The sequence below is a fragment of the Ewingella sp. C233 genome (assembly GCF_055407225.1).
The window spans coordinates 252643-267237 of record NZ_JBUZRI010000004.1 but is presented as its reverse complement, the minus strand read 5'-3'; the positions used below and the strand labels follow the sequence as shown (position 1 = coordinate 267237).

General features: G+C 53.9%; 19 protein-coding genes. 5 read left to right on the top strand and 14 right to left on the bottom strand.

Features of this window, described 5'->3' with window-relative positions:
• Nucleotides 1-15 precede the first annotated feature (15 nt).
• The 4 genes from ACZRKO_RS18755 to ACZRKO_RS18740 all read right to left on the bottom strand — a co-directional run bounded on the left by ACZRKO_RS18755 (nucleotide 16) and on the right by ACZRKO_RS18740 (nucleotide 3726).
• Complete coding sequence (locus ACZRKO_RS18755; RefSeq protein WP_463738752.1) at nucleotides 16-570, bottom strand: cysteine hydrolase family protein; 555 nt, start codon at nucleotides 568-570, stop codon at nucleotides 16-18.
• A gap of 117 nt (nucleotides 571-687) precedes the next feature.
• Nucleotides 688-1284 (bottom strand): DJ-1/PfpI family protein, encoded by a 597-nt coding sequence (locus tag ACZRKO_RS18750; RefSeq protein ID WP_463738751.1) that lies wholly within the window; start codon nucleotides 1282-1284, stop codon nucleotides 688-690.
• 80 nt (nucleotides 1285-1364) lie between these two features.
• Complete coding sequence (gene idnD / locus ACZRKO_RS18745; RefSeq protein WP_463738750.1) at nucleotides 1365-2396, bottom strand: L-idonate 5-dehydrogenase; 1032 nt, start codon at nucleotides 2394-2396, stop codon at nucleotides 1365-1367.
• A 151-nt stretch (nucleotides 2397-2547) separates the two neighbouring features.
• Nucleotides 2548-3726: a benzoate/H(+) symporter BenE family transporter gene (locus ACZRKO_RS18740; RefSeq protein WP_463738749.1), complete on the bottom strand. Its 1179-nt coding sequence runs from the start codon at nucleotides 3724-3726 to the stop codon at nucleotides 2548-2550.
• 135 nt (nucleotides 3727-3861) lie between these two features.
• On the opposite strand from ACZRKO_RS18740, the gene ACZRKO_RS18735 reads away from it, so the two are divergent.
• Both ACZRKO_RS18735 and ACZRKO_RS18730 read left to right on the top strand, forming a co-directional pair.
• Nucleotides 3862-4428, top strand: coding sequence for a helix-turn-helix domain-containing protein (locus ACZRKO_RS18735; RefSeq protein ID WP_463738748.1), 567 nt, complete (start codon nucleotides 3862-3864; stop codon nucleotides 4426-4428).
• A 43-nt stretch (nucleotides 4429-4471) separates the two neighbouring features.
• A complete protein-coding gene (locus ACZRKO_RS18730; protein WP_463738747.1) occupies nucleotides 4472-4924 on the top strand; it encodes an N-acetyltransferase family protein in 453 nt (150 codons plus the stop codon).
• A 9-nt stretch (nucleotides 4925-4933) separates the two neighbouring features.
• Here ACZRKO_RS18730 and ACZRKO_RS18725 read toward each other — a convergent pair whose 3' ends face one another.
• Nucleotides 4934-5413, bottom strand: coding sequence for a GNAT family N-acetyltransferase (locus tag ACZRKO_RS18725; protein WP_463738746.1), 480 nt, complete (start codon nucleotides 5411-5413; stop codon nucleotides 4934-4936).
• Nucleotides 5414-5418: 5 nt separating this feature from the next.
• Complete coding sequence (locus tag ACZRKO_RS18720; protein ID WP_463738745.1) at nucleotides 5419-5961, bottom strand: hypothetical protein; 543 nt, start codon at nucleotides 5959-5961, stop codon at nucleotides 5419-5421.
• A 304-nt stretch (nucleotides 5962-6265) separates the two neighbouring features.
• Between ACZRKO_RS18720 and ACZRKO_RS18715 the strand changes: the two genes are divergently transcribed.
• Both ACZRKO_RS18715 and yfcF read left to right on the top strand, forming a co-directional pair.
• A complete protein-coding gene (locus ACZRKO_RS18715) occupies nucleotides 6266-8194 on the top strand; it encodes a methyl-accepting chemotaxis protein (RefSeq protein WP_463738744.1) in 1929 nt (642 codons plus the stop codon).
• Between the two features lie 118 nt (nucleotides 8195-8312).
• Nucleotides 8313-8945 (top strand): glutathione transferase, encoded by a 633-nt coding sequence (gene yfcF, locus ACZRKO_RS18710; RefSeq protein ID WP_463738743.1) that lies wholly within the window; start codon nucleotides 8313-8315, stop codon nucleotides 8943-8945.
• Between the two features lie 63 nt (nucleotides 8946-9008).
• On the opposite strand, the gene ACZRKO_RS18705 is transcribed toward yfcF, so the two are convergent.
• The 3 genes from ACZRKO_RS18705 to bhsA all read right to left on the bottom strand — a co-directional run bounded on the left by ACZRKO_RS18705 (nucleotide 9009) and on the right by bhsA (nucleotide 10443).
• Nucleotides 9009-9455 (bottom strand): GNAT family N-acetyltransferase, encoded by a 447-nt coding sequence (locus tag ACZRKO_RS18705; RefSeq protein ID WP_463738742.1) that lies wholly within the window; start codon nucleotides 9453-9455, stop codon nucleotides 9009-9011.
• Nucleotides 9456-9531: 76 nt separating this feature from the next.
• Nucleotides 9532-9990, bottom strand: coding sequence for a GNAT family N-acetyltransferase (locus tag ACZRKO_RS18700; protein ID WP_463738741.1), 459 nt, complete (start codon nucleotides 9988-9990; stop codon nucleotides 9532-9534).
• A gap of 195 nt (nucleotides 9991-10185) precedes the next feature.
• On the bottom strand, nucleotides 10186-10443 hold the full coding sequence (gene bhsA / locus ACZRKO_RS18695; RefSeq protein ID WP_463738740.1) for a multiple stress resistance protein BhsA: 258 nt from the start codon (nucleotides 10441-10443) through the stop codon (nucleotides 10186-10188).
• 407 nt (nucleotides 10444-10850) lie between these two features.
• Between bhsA and ACZRKO_RS18690 the strand changes: the two genes are divergently transcribed.
• Nucleotides 10851-11099: a GlsB/YeaQ/YmgE family stress response membrane protein gene (locus ACZRKO_RS18690; protein WP_140474971.1), complete on the top strand. Its 249-nt coding sequence runs from the start codon at nucleotides 10851-10853 to the stop codon at nucleotides 11097-11099.
• An 88-nt stretch (nucleotides 11100-11187) separates the two neighbouring features.
• On the opposite strand, the gene ACZRKO_RS18685 is transcribed toward ACZRKO_RS18690, so the two are convergent.
• The 5 genes from ACZRKO_RS18685 to ACZRKO_RS18665 all read right to left on the bottom strand — a co-directional run bounded on the left by ACZRKO_RS18685 (nucleotide 11188) and on the right by ACZRKO_RS18665 (nucleotide 14595).
• Nucleotides 11188-11604 carry a DUF2442 domain-containing protein gene (locus ACZRKO_RS18685; RefSeq protein WP_463738739.1) on the bottom strand — a complete coding sequence of 139 codons (417 nt, stop codon included), beginning with the start codon at nucleotides 11602-11604 and terminating at the stop codon, nucleotides 11188-11190.
• Nucleotides 11582-11842 (bottom strand): hypothetical protein, encoded by a 261-nt coding sequence (locus ACZRKO_RS18680; RefSeq protein ID WP_463738738.1) that lies wholly within the window; start codon nucleotides 11840-11842, stop codon nucleotides 11582-11584. The genes ACZRKO_RS18685 and ACZRKO_RS18680 overlap by 23 nt, the downstream gene beginning before the upstream one ends.
• A 92-nt stretch (nucleotides 11843-11934) precedes the next feature.
• On the bottom strand, nucleotides 11935-12840 hold the full coding sequence (locus tag ACZRKO_RS18675; protein ID WP_463738737.1) for a LysR substrate-binding domain-containing protein: 906 nt from the start codon (nucleotides 12838-12840) through the stop codon (nucleotides 11935-11937).
• 110 nt (nucleotides 12841-12950) lie between these two features.
• A complete protein-coding gene (locus tag ACZRKO_RS18670) occupies nucleotides 12951-14171 on the bottom strand; it encodes a cytosine permease (RefSeq protein ID WP_463738736.1) in 1221 nt (406 codons plus the stop codon).
• A 31-nt stretch (nucleotides 14172-14202) separates the two neighbouring features.
• Nucleotides 14203-14595 carry an allophanate hydrolase-related protein gene (locus ACZRKO_RS18665; RefSeq protein ID WP_463738735.1) on the bottom strand — a complete coding sequence of 131 codons (393 nt, stop codon included), beginning with the start codon at nucleotides 14593-14595 and terminating at the stop codon, nucleotides 14203-14205.

Below are 14595 nucleotides of genomic sequence, written 5' to 3'. Positions count from 1 at the left end.
GCGAAAACGCCATCTTCACACAGCCGGGTCCAGCTGCGCCAGTGCGCCGTCAACGTCGGTGATGGTGGCGAAACGGTCGGCCAGCACCAGTTCGGTATGGCGTTTAATGGCGGCCGTGGAGAAGGTTGCGCCGCTGGCGTGGGCCATCGGAAAGGTCATGGTCGCTTCAGTCACGAACGTCACCTTGTAGCCAATATCCGACGCCACGCGAGTGGTGGTTTCACAGCACTGTTCGGTACGCAGCCCGGCGATGATCAGGTCAGAGATATCCTGCTCACGCAGCCAAGCATCCAGGCCGGACTCCAGCAGCGCATTGTGGACATGTTTATGGACGGTTTTTTGCGGCGTATGGCTGAGGAAAGTCATCGGTGTCACCAGCCCGGATTCGAGTGAAAAAGGACCGTCGGGATTGACATGGAACACATCAATCACCGGTACGCCGCGCGTCTGGCAACCGTCAATAAGACGGGTCAGCGCATCCTGGAATGCCGGTAAATCCTCTTCCTTCCAGAACGGGCGGTGTTCGAACGAACGCTGTACGTCGATATTTAATAAGGCGCTTTTGGTCATTTTCGGACTCCATCTGTTGGGTGTGAAGTCAGTCTGCGCCAGAAGAGGTGAAGAGAACATGCCAAAATCGGACATCATGATGGCAGGGGCGGACGACCTGCGCCGCCCGCCGCCAAATCAGAGTTTTTGATCTGCACGCCAGTGGTGGTAGTCGATATGGTCGGCCTGAAAATTAGTGACGTCGGCGTTGCCGGTCAGGCGGTAAGCCAGCTGGAAAGCGAAATCAAACGCCAGCCCTAATCCTTTTCCGCTCAATAAGTTACCATCCTCGACAAAGGATTGATTCACGTACACGCCGTCTTTTACGTCTTTGTACAGGTCACCGGAACAGACGTAACGGCGTCCTTTGAGCAGATTATTGCCGCCCAGAACACGTGCGGCGGCCGAGCACAGCGGGCAGATTAGCTTACCGGCATCGTCATGACGGCGGACAAATTCCACAACGTCGCGGCTGGCGGCCAGCGCCATGGAACCCTCAGGGCCGCCGGGCATCACCACGGCGTCAAACAGCCGGTCACCCTGCGCGGAAAGCAGTTCGTTGGCTTGCATCTGAATGCCGTGGTAACTGCGCAGTGTTTGGTTTTGCTGGCAGGCCAGCGTGGTGACGCTGATATCCAGACGCTCCAGAATATCCAGAACGATCACCGCTTCGCCTTCTTCAAATCCGTCTGCCAGCAACAGTGCGACCTGTTTTTTGCCGTTGGCCTTGTGCATAAAAAAATCCCCGTGACATAAAATCAGGGGGACATTTTAAAATGAAACGCTGTTTTAATATTGTGATTCAGTCAGCAGACTCAGAACACCAACTGCACTTTAGACGCTTTGGATTTATCCAGCGCAAACTCCAGCGCTTCAACCAAATCTTCCTGCGGGAATTCGGCGGAAAGCAGCGGCATCGGATCTACGGTTTTATTCGCCAGCCATTCGACGGCGGTGTTGAATTCTTTGGTAAAGCGGAAGCTGCCGACCCAGTTAATCTCTTTGGCAATCAGCATCATCAGCGGAAAATCATTGACCGCACCGCCCATGCCTACCTGTACCAGCGTGCCGCGGGCGCGGGTCACTTCCAGACAGCGGCGGATGGAGGACGGGTGACCTGACGCATCGAAAGAGACATTGAAATAGCCTTTTTCAGCCTGATATGCAGTGAAGTCGCCATTTGCGGCATCGAGCGCTTGGGTCGCGCCGACGGCCAGTGCCAGCGTGCGGCAGCGTTCACTGGGGTCAGTGACGATAACTTCTGCCGCGCCTTTGGCAATCGCTGCCAACACAATCAGGCAGCCAATCGGGCCGACGCCGGAAACGAAGACCGTTTTCCCGCTGATATCACCAGCCTGATTGACGGCATGAATGGCGACGGCCAGCGGTTCAGCGAACACCATCAGGCGGTCACTGACCTGATTGTCGTAAGGAATACACTGGTCGCTGCCGACAATTTTGTACTGCGTGAAGGCGCCGTTAATATGAGGGAAATACATGGCGCTGCCAAAGAATTTCATGGTAGTGCACTGGTTTTCATCGCCGGAAAGGCAGTATTTACAGGCTTTACACGGCTTGCTGGGGTTGAGTGCGACTTTTTGGCCAGGTTTCAGCCGGTCAGTGTCTGATTTTTCCACCACACCGACCACTTCGTGGCCGAGCACCATCGCTTCGCGTACCTTGAAGTCGCCGACCTGACCGTGCTCATAATAGTGCAGATCGGAGCCGCAGATACCGCCACGGGTCACTCTGACCAGCGTTCCCTGGCCCTGGTAGTCGATCTGCTGATCGACCACGGAGACATCTTTTTTACCGGTGACGACGCAGGATTGGGTGTCAATATTCATCTTTTTTCGCTCTTTATTGGGCGCCGCTACAGCAGCGTTGACGGCAGGATAGGGACCAGTAAAGAGCGTTTAGCCGGGCAGAAATGTGACCGGTATCACTTTAAACCGTGTTACGAAAAGCTGTTACCCAGAACATGAACGGCCTCAACATTTACACCGCTTTTTTGCGCGAATAACCGAGAATAAAATGCGTGATCACTCCCCCCGCCAGACCCCAGAAGGCGGAACCCACCCCGAGCAGCGAAAGCCCGGACGCGGTGATCAGGAACGTAACAATGGCCGCATCGCGCTGACTGTCTTCAGCCAGTGCCCGGTGCAAGCTGCCTGAGAGGGTCCCGAGCAGCGCCAGCCCCGCGATGGTGTGGATCAGCGGCGTGGGCAGCGCGGTAAACAGCATGCCTATCGAGCCGCCAAACAGACCAGCCAGCAGATAGAATCCGCCCGCCGCCACCGCCGCCATATAACGCTTTTTCGGGTCAGGATGCACCTCTTCACCCATGCAGATTGCGGCGGTAATGGCAGCGATACAGACGGTAAAACCGCCGAACGGCGCTAAGATCAGAGCAACCAGCGCGGTCCAGGAAATCAGTGGGGAAACCGGCAGGTTATAGCCGTGGGCTTTCAGGGTGGCGATGCCCGGCGCGTTCTGTGACGCCATCGTGACCACAAAAAACGGAATACCGATGCCGAGCAGGGCAGCCAGTGAGAAGTGCGGCATCACAAATTCCGGTGTGGCAAAAGTCAGTGCCCGGCCCTGCAATGCGATATTGCCCTGCCATGCGGCAACAATCAGCCCGGCGGCCAGCGTCAGGACGATCGTGTAGCGGGGCAGCAGGCGGCGGGCCAGCAGATAGACCAGACACATTGCGCCCGCCAGCGGGAAATTGCTTTGCAACGAAGTAAAGGCGTCCATCCCGAAGCGCAGCAGGATGCCGCCGAGCATCGCCGCCGACAGCGCCTGCGGAATAGAGTGCATCAGCCGGGCAAACAGGCCGGTGACGCCGCACAGCAAAATTAATCCAGTGGCGAAAATAAACACCCCGATAGCGTCGTTAATCGACGTGCCGGGCAGGCTGGTGACTAACAGCGCTGCGCCCGGCGTGGACCAAGCCGTGACGACCGGCGTGCGGTACCAGAGCGACAGCCCGATGGACGTCACGCCCATGCCGAGGCCGAGCATCGTCAGCCACCCGCCGATTTGCACCACACTCGCCCCTGCGGCTTCGGCAGCCTGAAAGATGATCGCCGCCGAACTGGTATAGCCCACCATTACCGCCACAAAACCGGCGATCACGGCGGAAAAGGTGAAATCCTTTAATCGGGAGGTCATGAGTGAAAATCCTTCTGGTCAGGCGACGACGGCGGTATTCTGTTGTGCGTTATAGCGCACAGGTGATGCGCTCAACATATCACCGTGCGTTATAACGCACAACACCCATTCAGCAGCCCGAATGAAGGAAGCCAGATGCAGGAACTCGCCCAACGGATAGGCAAACAACTCAAAGCGGTGCGCGCCGAACGCGGCTGGAGCCTCAGTCAGACAGCGGAGAAAACTGGTGTGAGTAAGGCGATGCTCGGCCAGATTGAGCGCGGGGAGTCCAGCCCGACGGTGGCGATGCTGTGGAAAATCGCCAGTGGGCTGAATGTCTCGTTTTCGGAATTTATCGAAACGCCCCCCAAACTGTCGTCAACGCTGCATCGTCATGGCCTGTTATCTACCTTTGACAGCGAGACCTCCGGCATGCGCGTGGTGCCGCTGTTTCCTTTTGACGTTGCCCTGCGCATGGATATGTTTCTGATTGAGATGGACTCGGGCGGGGTCAGCGAATCGTCGCCGCATGAGACGGGAGTGATTGAGCATGTGATCGTGCTTGAGGGGCAGTTAACGCTTGAGGTCGATGGCGTGATCCGGGCGCTTCATGCCGGTGAAGCATTGCGATTTGCAGCGGATTGCCCGCATGCTTACCGCAATGAAAGCACAGATATCGTCCGTTTTCATGACCTGATACATTATCCCCACACTTGGCCGTGAAGGCCTGTTACTGCGGTACTGGTTTATTTGAGGAGAGCGTCGTATGAGTTCATCGCAAGAGGTCACCGTCCGTCCGTTAACGCCCGCTGACCGTGAAGGTTGGGAGAGTCTGTGGCGCGCTTATCTGGACTTTTACCAGTCAGATCTCGACCCTGCGCAGTTTGAGTACACTTTCCAGCGCCTGTCACAGCCTGACTATGCCAGCATGTTTGGCTATGTGGCGCAGCATCAGGGAAAGCTGGTCGGGCTGGTCAATTGCATCAACCACGATCACGGCTGGCACATGAAGCAGGTGGTCTATTTGCAGGATTTGTACGTTGACGACAGCGCGCGCAAATTGGGTATCGGACAGAAATTGGTTGAAGCGGTGTACGCCTACGCGGACCAGAACGATAAAGCCAATGTCTACTGGACGACCAAAACGTCTAATCACACCGCCCGCAAACTGTATGACCGCATTGGCGTACTGACAGAATTCATCAAATATCAGCGCTGATCGGTGCTGTTAACTGGCGTTTAAGCTTTTCAACATCGTCATGTTGGTCGGCGCATAACCCAAACTGGCATATAACGCCTGCGCGGAACTGTTGTGATAAAACACATTCAGCCCGATGGATTTCAGCCCCAGTCCGCGCACTCTCTCCTCAAGCTGCAAAAAGGCGGCGCGGGCATGGCCCTGACGGCGAAATGCTTCAAAGACTGTCACTTCATAAATAAACGCGCTACGGTCGCCCCGACGTTCATTGATGCCAAACCAGATATAACCGGCGGTTTGTCCGTCTTCCCCTGTTTTGATTTCAAACAGAAAGTTATCCGGTGTCGCAATGCCCTGTGGCAATAACTCTGTCAGTTCATCTCGTGACCGCTCCAGCGAATTCTGCTGTGGCCAGCGGCCTGATTTGACATTTTCTTTGGCATAATCCTCAGCCATCACCTCATAAAATGTCAGGTAAAAAGCTTCGCTCATCGGTGATAAAACGGTCATTCGCATCAATCCTTGGTGGGGGTTTTAAAGGGTGTCACAAAGCATTCACTGACGCTGGTGCCATTGGTTTCCACCGTAGTGATCACATAACCCTGATCGTTAAGCACTATCGAGCTGTAGGGCAGAACGTCCTGCTTCGCGCTGGTCATCTGCTGGAAATCGTTGATGATTTTGGCTTTCGCGTCGGCCTGTTCTGGTTTGTCCATGCCGGACACGTCGATAAAGGCCTGCTTGAACGTGGTGCTCAGCCCGTCTTTCCCCGCCCGGCTCTCCACAATGGCTTTCACATTGGCTGTCACGTCGTTGCCCAGTAAAAACATACTGACTATCTGATAAGTCAGCACATTATTTTTCTTACCGACGATAAATCCGTTCTCGAACGATTTCATCTTCTGGTTATTGGGATAAGTAAATTCATCCAGACAGATGGTTTTATCGCCAACCTTAAACTGATTGAATCGCGCTTTGATCTCCCTGGGAGAGGAAGCGTGCGCTGCGGATATCAGCAGCGGCAGGAGCATCGCGAAGGCAAGGTTCCGTTTTTTCATGGTCTGTTCCTGGAATAAAAGCCCGACATCAGGGGATTTCAGCAGTATAGGGAGATGGCCGTGCTATGCGAAACGTTTAATTCGCCCGTGAAATAAGTGTGAGATAGATCACCTATCGATTAAAGATACGCCGCGATATGCCGATGATATAGACGATAACGGAAGACCCGCCATGCGTCAGCGCAGGGTGCCAGACACGCCAGGGACAGCGCAAAACAGCCACTTTATTGCACGATGTGTTCCGGGGAATTCCATAAATAAATTGCACCATGAGGCGCCGCGCGCCGTAAAAAAGCGCGGCCCGATGCGGACCCGCACGCTGATGCTGATTGTCGGGCTGATCACCATCAGCCTCGGCTACATTACTATCGTCGGTCTGCTGAGCTGGCAGTCGGGCACGCAGCAGCGGGCTATTGCACATCGCTATCTTGAGCAGACGGCGCAAACTGACGCTTATATCACCCAGCAAAAACTCGATACCGCGCTGTATGCCGCTCGTGATCTGGTGCAGAGCGTGATCAGCCTGCGCGAGGCGGGCCACGCGGACCGGCAACTGGCGGACACACTGCTCGCCAACGCCCTGAAGAGTCACCCGGATTTTCTGTCGATGTCACTGGCCTGGGAGCCGGACGCGTTTGACGGAAAAGACGATGATTTTGCCGGTAAAGAGGGGGAAGATCCCGAAGGCCGTTTTGTACGCTACGTTGACCGCGACACCAGCGGCAAAGTCACGCTGCACAACCTGACGGACTACGAAAAACCGGGCAGCGGCGACTATTACCTGTTGCCGCGCAAGCTGAAAAAAGAGGTGATTCTGGAGCCTTACAGCTACCCGTATAACGGCGTGGAGACCTTACTCACCTCGATTGCGGTACCTATCATAGTCGATGGCCGGTTTATCGGCTCAGTTACGGCAGACTTTTCGCTGCAAACTCTCCAGACCCTGACTGACAATATTAAGCCCTATGAAGGCACCGGCTACGCGCTGCTGCTCTCTCAGTCCGGCCATTACATCTCTTATCCCCATAAATCCCTGATCACCCGTCCGCTGCAAAATGACCCGGCACTGCAAAAAAGCGTGCAGCAGGGTAAAGCTTTTTCCCGCGAACAGCAGGATCCGGTGATGGGAAAAAGCGCCCTGGCGGTCTATATGCCGGTGAAAATCGGCAATACCGCCACGCCGTGGATGATGGGAATTATCGCGCCGGTAGATGCAGTAATGAAAGAAAGTTACCGCCAGCTGCGTAACGCCATGATCCTGATGGTGATCAGCATTATTTTGGTGTTTGCGGTGCTGAGTGTTATTTTCACCCGCAAAGTAATGAGGCCGGTGGGCGGTGAGCCTTTTGAGGCCGCACGGATCGCCCTGACCGTCGCGGATGGCGACCTGACGCAGCCGATCGTCACGCAGAAAGGCGACCGCAGCAGCATCTTCTTTGCGCTGCAAACCATGCAGGCCCAGTTGCGGGAGGTGGTGACAGAAATTATTGCCACCAGTCACTCCGTCGGCAGCGGCGCATCACAAATAGCCGCAGGAAATATCGATTTAGCCGCGCGCACCGAGCAGCAGGCTGCCGCGCTGGAGCAGACCGCCGCCAGCATGGAGCAACTGACCGCGACGGTGAAACAGAACGCCGACAATGCCCACACCGCGACCGATTTAACCGCCAATGCGACGAAAATCGCCCAGAAAGGCGATCGTATGGTCAGCGACGTTGTCGGCATTATGGGGGAAATTGACGACAGTTCGCGCCGTATTGCCGACATCACGACGGTGATCAACGGCATTGCATTCCAGACCAATATTCTGGCGCTGAATGCTGCGGTAGAGGCCGCCCGTGCCGGTGAACAGGGGCGTGGCTTTGCCGTGGTGGCGTCAGAAGTCCGCAGCCTGGCCCAGCGCAGCGCCGAGGCGGTGAAAGAGATTTCGGCGCTGATCGCGGAGTCCACATCGCGTGTGGATGCCGGCGTCGGTCTGGTGAAAAACGCCGGTGAAACCATGAAAGAGATGATGAAAGCGGTCACTGATGTGCGCGATATTATGGCGGAAATTGTCTCCGCGTCAGATGAGCAATCGCGTGGCATCAGTCAGGTGACGCAGGCTGTACATGAGATGGATGGCGTCACCCAGCAGAATGCCGCGCTGGTGCAGGAAGCCTCGGCCGCCTCAGCCTTACTGGAAAATCAGGCGCGCCGGTTGAATAAAATCGTGCAGGTTTTCCGCCTTAAATAAGCCTTCGCGGGCAGAAATTGTCCGCGACTCTCTTTGCCTTCGAAACGTGTTGTCGGCGACACAACGTCATTTCTGCGCTATGTTTTTCATCCTTTTGCCAAATTTTTCAGGAGTTCCGATGAGCGAACCTTCACTGACACTCTATTCCGACGCCCAATATTTCAGCCCGTACGTCATGTCTGCATTTGTGGCTCTGACGGAAAAGGGCATCCCTTTTGAGCTGGAGACAGTGGATCTGGCGGATGCCGAAAACCTGAAAGATCACTACACCGCGATTTCTGTGACGCGCCGCGTGCCAACGCTGACCAACGGTAGCTTTGTGCTTTCCGAATCTTCCGCCATCGATGAGTACGTTGAAGAGCTCTTCCCCGCGCCGACCTTCCCGGCAATTTACCCTGCTGACCCGGAAAAGCGTGCCAAAGCCCGTGAAGTGCAGGCGTGGCTGCGCAGCGACTTAATGCCGATCCGCGAAGAGCGCTCAACAGAAGTGGTATTTGGTGGCAAAAAATGTCCGCCGTTGACGCCGAAAGGTCAGGTTGCCGCTGAAAAGCTGATCAGCGCCGCACAGCGCTTGCTGGAAGATCGGGAGAATTTGTTCGGTGAATGGTGTATCGCGGATACGGATTTGGCGCTGATGCTTAACCGTTTACATTTAAACGGTGACACAATGCCTGACAACCTGGTGGCTTATGCCGATGCTCAGTGGCAGCGCCCGTCCGTTCAGGAGTGGCTGGCGTTGCCAGCGAAGTAATGTTTGCAATAAGCGCAGCGGGAAGCTGTCCTGCTGCGCTTTTTATGACTTGCCAGAACAGCGTCAGACAAATCTTTTAGTCAGATAAAAACGGGTATGGGTGGAAGGGGCTGTTGCCGGTGCACGGATATCGGCGATGTAATCTTCCAGCGCCATCTGCATATGGTAGCCGTGACGTTCATAAAACGGACGTGCCTGAAAACTGAAGGTATCCACCATCGCATACTGGCAGCCGCGCGCGATGGCTTCCTGCTCGGCATCCCCCAACAGTTGCGTGCCGATATCCTGACCACGCAACGACTCATCGACCCATAAATAAATTATTTTCAACCAGTTACCGACGGTTTCAGCGATGATCCCCGCCTGCTTCTTACCCTGTTCATCTTCTATAAAAATGGCCAGATCGCGAAAGGACTGCTCAGGGATAAAGCCTGTATTGTAGCCACGCAGGCCGTCGATAATGTCAGTGATATCCGCCGCGGTGGGGGCGTCGGTCATGCGCGTTCTCATTACTCTTTCCTTTGGTTAACGTTTCGTCGTCGTGAGACGAACGGCAAAAGCGATAAATACGGTACCGGTCATGGTATCAGCTCTCAGGGGACGAGAGTTTTTTGGTCAGGTAGAAGCGGGTATGGGCGGACGGCGCATCTGCCGGGGCGCGGGTGTCCGCCACGTAATCTTCCAGCGCCAGCTGCATACTGTAACCCATGCGTTCATAGAATGGCCGGGCCTGAAAACTCAACGTATCGACCAGCGCATAACGGCAGCCACGCGCTTTGGCTTCTTCTTCCGCTTCATTCATCAACTGTGTGCCGACATCTTGACCGCGCAGGGATTCATCGACCCACAGAATCTGGATGTACATCCAATTCCCGACGGTTTCAGCCACAATACCCGCCTGTTTATCCCCATTTTCATCTTCGACAAAAATACCTAACGCACGGAGTTTTTGCTGCGGAATAAAATTGCTGTTGAATTTACGCATCCCAATTTTGATCTGTTCGATATCATTTTCGGTGGGTGCGGCTGTTATACGAGTTTTCATGGCATTCCCTTCTGATGAACGTAGGTTTCAGAATAGTAATACCTTGTAACATAAGCAATCGGCAGGTAAGAAAATTCTCAACGATCGAATTGAAGAGGGACATTAAAAATGAAAAAAGCCTGTGGAGAGACATCGCTGGGCGACGCTTTCCGCAGGCTTTTTGCTCACTGGAGGGTTTTTACGGGCTAAACGGGCTTATTTGTAGATTTCAGCGTCTGCGTGCATACGGTTGTTACCGGTCACGGAGATGATGCGGTAAGAAGAAGCCCCCGCGTCACTTGCCTGAGCGGCCAGTTTATTTTCCAACCCACCCAGAGTGGTTGGACCTGCTACCGAGATCACGCCGATTTTCTGTGCGCCGTCAGCGGGTTGGGAGACCTGTTCAGCAGCAAAACTTCCGAAAGAGATCAGGGAAAGGGTCGCAGCTACAGCAAAAATTTTGACGTTTTTCATGATGATTATTCCATTCAGGTTATGAGTTAGAAAGGTGGTTGCCTTTCGATGTGTGAATAATAGGCCTGTCTGGGGCAGATGAAAAACGGATTGATTTGAGGAAGTTATTCAAAAAATTTGGTATACTTTTTACGCAATTTTACAGGCCGCTGCGGCCGGTTGACGAAAGGCCGGGAAGCCTTACACCGGTTTAAAAAGAGAGCATAAATTGACGATTAATTCTCCTTCCTCCTGATTTTGAGCGAGTTTGTGGATTTCTGCTAGACTTCACTGTGTAGGGTAAGAAAAACGTTTTACGGTTGATTATTCACAGCGCCGAAAACAGAACGACATTCGTTCCGTACTGTTTTATGCCATAAAGGCTCAACAACATTCACGGAAATGAAATTTATTTGGAGGAGTCAAAAATGGGAATTTTATCCTGGATTATCTTTGGTCTGATTGCGGGTATTTTGGCGAAATGGATCATGCCGGGTAAAGATGGCGGTGGATTTATCCTGACCGTGGTTCTGGGTGTCGTCGGTGCCGTGGTCGGTGGTTATATCAGTACGTTCTTCGGCTTTGGTCGCGTAGATGGCTTCAACTTCGGCAGCTTTATCGTCGCCGTGATCGGCGCGCTGGTGGTGCTGTTTATCTACCGTAAAATTCGCAGCTGATAACCCGCTCGAACACATCGTAAAAAGCCGCGCGAGTCGCGGCTTTTTTGTGGGCGAACCTATTCTTCATCAAACGTTGTGATCTTAATTATTCGGATTCTGTACTTTTACGCGGCCGCCCGCCCTTTTTCCCGTTCTCACGGCTGGCATTGGCTTTTAATGCACTGCGCATTGCGCCATTAATTGACGCGACAATTTTTTGCAAATCACTGGCTTCGAAAAGGATTTTTGCCAGTAATCCCGGCAGGTAAATATCAACGTCACACGCGGGAATGCGCAATGCTTTGCTGAATCCATCGACTTCTGCGGTATTCAGTTGCTCCTGAGTGGCGTGCTTGAGTTCGGCAATGAGATCAATATTGATCAGATACCCGACGCCATTGCCGTGCATGATCATAAATGCATGCTGTTCCTGACGATATTCGACGGAAACAGGACGTGAAGGGTCTTTTGCCGTTTGCTCTCCACGCTTCAGCGCAGCTTTAAATCGTGTCATTGGTGCCATGGATTTTCTCCCATTCAGCATTGAGCGTGACGATATTTGCTTCTAAATAACGAAACAAACTTTTGATCTCCGCGAACGTAGTGACTCCGTAAATTTCCATTGTGTCGTAGTTAAGTGAGTCACGATTAAAAGCCATTTTGATTCTTTGATCGCCGCGTCTCAGATGAATATGGCGCGGCAGATGGTCATGGCTGTAAACCATAATCAGCCATCCTGAAAAGCGGAGAATTGTGGGCATGAGTTTATCCATAAACCTAGCAGTTAGGTTTATAGTGCTCTGATTGGTTTCAAATAGCTATTTTTTTGCACAACCGGTTTTTGTCCGGCCTTTCACTTCCCGCACAGCTCCCCCTTAACCCCCGATTCCAGCAGATAATCCAGGCACCATTGACACACTTTTCCCCGGCTGTCAGAACGAGCAGCGAGGAAAAGTTGTGTCGCATGTTTATGTTCCTGCATGGGTTTTTTAGTCAACATGCCATTGTTTAACAGCGGCAACGCCAAATGATGGGGAATGTAGCCGATACCGATATTGCGTTGAATAAGCGCGACGGCCATCGCGAAATCGGGGACGAACAACGGCTTTTGCCCTTCGAGCAACCACGCCTGTTGATGGGCGAAATTCACGGCGGTATCCCGGATACACACTGCCGGATAGTGCCGCAGCTCAGTGTTAGTCAGCGGTTGCATCAGGGTGGCCAGCGGATGCTGCGGGCCGACCACAAAGTCCCACTCTAGCTGGCCCAGCGCCTCGCTGATGATGCCTTCGCTGCTCGGCACATTGTGCGGTGCGCCGATCACCAGATCGGCCCGTTTGCTGTAAAGCGCATCCCAGCAGCCGTTGTACACCTCGACGTTGAGCGTCAGCCGCGTTGAGGGAAATGCCCGTTCAAACTCGTTGATAAACTCCACCAGTACCGGCATCGGCACGATGTTATTTACGGCGATAATAAATTCCTGCTCCACACCTTCGTGGATCAAGGTGGTGTTGCGTTTCAGGGCATCGAGATCGCTGAGGAGGGTTTTGCTGTGCTGGATAAAATAGTGGCCGGCGGGGGTCAGCCCGATATGGCTGCCTTTACGGACAAACAACGCCACGCCCAGACTCTCTTCCAGTTTTTTGACCGTATAGCTGATGGCCGAAGGCACTTTATTGAGCTGTTCGGCGGCCGTGGTGATGCTTTGGTATTTCGCCACTAAATGGACGATACGAATACTTTCGTCAGAGATAACCACAGGCACTCCTGCCAGCGAAAAAGGGAAATCTGCCGCTATGACAGATTTCCCTTCATTATGACGCAATTCCTTTCTACAGAAAGCCCACCCGCAGAAAGCGTTCTTAAAAATTACCGTTTTTGCATCCGGCTAAACAGGGCGTAACAGACGCAGGCCACCAGAATTGAATCCACCGACGGGATAGTCGTCAGTGTGATCATTCCTTTGACCGTCATAAACCCAACGGCTGAACCGAGCAGCCAGGCGATAAAGGTCAGCAGCTTGATTTGTGGTTCGCGTGTTAACACTTCAGCCTGATAGCCGTTGCGGCGATAGAGGAAAAAGTCGGAAATATAGATCCCAGCTACCGGCGGCGTGGCGATGCCCAAAAACAGCAGGAAAGGGATGAACCACGCCATGATGTCCATGCTGCCCACCACGGCCGAAAGTACGCCCAGCGCCAGCGTGATCTGCCATTTTGGGAAACGGGTCAGCAGCGTAGAAACCACCAGCGTACCCTGGAACATATTCCCTGCGTTGCCGGTGATACAGGCAAAAATCAGCAACAGGGCTGCCGGTAAGACCGCGCCAAAGGTAGCCATTGCCCCTAATAAAGAGCCCTGACCGCTCAGCGCACTTGGCATCGCACCGGCCCAGTACAGCAACGGGTAGGCCACCAGAAATGCTGACGCTGCCGCAATCAGTGCATGTTTGCGGTTATGCACGAAACTGCCGAAATCGGGCAGGGTGGCGACTAACACGATGATCGTGCCGACCACGGTAGACACCGCAACGCCGGTGTTCATCTGGCTGACGCTCTCCAGCACCGGCACCGTGCCGTGGGTTGCGACATACAGGATGTAGCACAGCACCAGCGCAATGACCGGCACCGCGACCTGCGCGATTTTGCCGAGCACGGCGAAACCAAAGGCAGTCGAGGCGACAAACAGACAGCAACCCAGCGCCACGAGGATGGAGGTCGGTAATTCCAGCCCGTGCTGCGCCAGTAAATCATGTACCGAATGGCCGAACATATTGGCAGTGACCGCAATCCAGCCGAACAGACTGACCGCCATCAGGATGTTGATCGCCACCGCGCCTTTCTCGCCGAAGGCGTATTTCACAATGCCGTAGGTCGGCAGACGCGCTTTTTCACCCACACAGATAGTGATGGCGGAAAGCAGCGTCAGGATAATTCCACCCAACGCCACCACGGTGATGAGCTGCGAACCGGACAGCTGATTGCCGAGGCTTGAGGAAGAGAGCAAAACCGGCGTGACCGCAATGCCGAGTAAAATCATCGCAATACGCAAGCCTGACGCCGTGGTTGGAGCACTTTCTGTTTTACGCATAACCTAATCCTTTTACGTCGATGCTGATCCATCAGGCTGTGTGGTGATGTCCGGTGTACTGGCGCCAGCCGCCGGTTTTGGTAATTTCAGTCTGCCCTTCGACCAGCCAGGGTTCGGCCAGTACGCCAAGAACTTCGCTGCCGTCCTGTAATTTCACTTTGCCGATGCAAAGCCCGGCCGGTTCGCTGCTTAACAACGCGGCGAATGATGCGGGCGGCAGTGACCAAATTTCCAGACTGACGGAATTTCCACCCTGCGGAACGCGGATCATGCCCGGATGGCGATCGTTAATCGTCCACACACGGTAATGTGCATCGGTGCTGTCTTCGCGTACGAAAACGCCGCCGACTTTAGTCATATTAGGGTTGAGTTCCAGGCCGCGCATCAGTGTGCCGTTTACGGCGAGCAGTACATTGTTTTTCAT

Coding starts and splice junctions, on each gene's coding strand:
- ACZRKO_RS18755 (WP_463738752.1), bottom strand. CDS start 570: ATGACCAAAAGCGCCTTATTAAATATCGACGTACAGCGTTCGTTCGAA.
- ACZRKO_RS18750 (WP_463738751.1), bottom strand. CDS start 1,284: ATGCACAAGGCCAACGGCAAAAAACAGGTCGCACTGTTGCTGGCAGAC.
- idnD (WP_463738750.1), bottom strand. CDS start 2,396: ATGAATATTGACACCCAATCCTGCGTCGTCACCGGTAAAAAAGATGTC.
- ACZRKO_RS18740 (WP_463738749.1), bottom strand. CDS start 3,726: ATGACCTCCCGATTAAAGGATTTCACCTTTTCCGCCGTGATCGCCGGT.
- ACZRKO_RS18735 (WP_463738748.1), top strand. CDS start 3,862: ATGCAGGAACTCGCCCAACGGATAGGCAAACAACTCAAAGCGGTGCGC.
- ACZRKO_RS18730 (WP_463738747.1), top strand. CDS start 4,472: ATGAGTTCATCGCAAGAGGTCACCGTCCGTCCGTTAACGCCCGCTGAC.
- ACZRKO_RS18725 (WP_463738746.1), bottom strand. CDS start 5,413: ATGACCGTTTTATCACCGATGAGCGAAGCTTTTTACCTGACATTTTAT.
- ACZRKO_RS18720 (WP_463738745.1), bottom strand. CDS start 5,961: ATGAAAAAACGGAACCTTGCCTTCGCGATGCTCCTGCCGCTGCTGATA.
- ACZRKO_RS18715 (WP_463738744.1), top strand. CDS start 6,266: ATGCGGACCCGCACGCTGATGCTGATTGTCGGGCTGATCACCATCAGC.
- yfcF (WP_463738743.1), top strand. CDS start 8,313: ATGAGCGAACCTTCACTGACACTCTATTCCGACGCCCAATATTTCAGC.
- ACZRKO_RS18705 (WP_463738742.1), bottom strand. CDS start 9,455: ATGAGAACGCGCATGACCGACGCCCCCACCGCGGCGGATATCACTGAC.
- ACZRKO_RS18700 (WP_463738741.1), bottom strand. CDS start 9,990: ATGAAAACTCGTATAACAGCCGCACCCACCGAAAATGATATCGAACAG.
- bhsA (WP_463738740.1), bottom strand. CDS start 10,443: ATGAAAAACGTCAAAATTTTTGCTGTAGCTGCGACCCTTTCCCTGATC.
- ACZRKO_RS18690 (WP_140474971.1), top strand. CDS start 10,851: ATGGGAATTTTATCCTGGATTATCTTTGGTCTGATTGCGGGTATTTTG.
- ACZRKO_RS18685 (WP_463738739.1), bottom strand. CDS start 11,604: ATGGCACCAATGACACGATTTAAAGCTGCGCTGAAGCGTGGAGAGCAA.
- ACZRKO_RS18680 (WP_463738738.1), bottom strand. CDS start 11,842: ATGCCCACAATTCTCCGCTTTTCAGGATGGCTGATTATGGTTTACAGC.
- ACZRKO_RS18670 (WP_463738736.1), bottom strand. CDS start 14,171: ATGCGTAAAACAGAAAGTGCTCCAACCACGGCGTCAGGCTTGCGTATT.
- ACZRKO_RS18665 (WP_463738735.1), bottom strand. CDS start 14,595: ATGAAAAACAATGTACTGCTCGCCGTAAACGGCACACTGATGCGCGGC.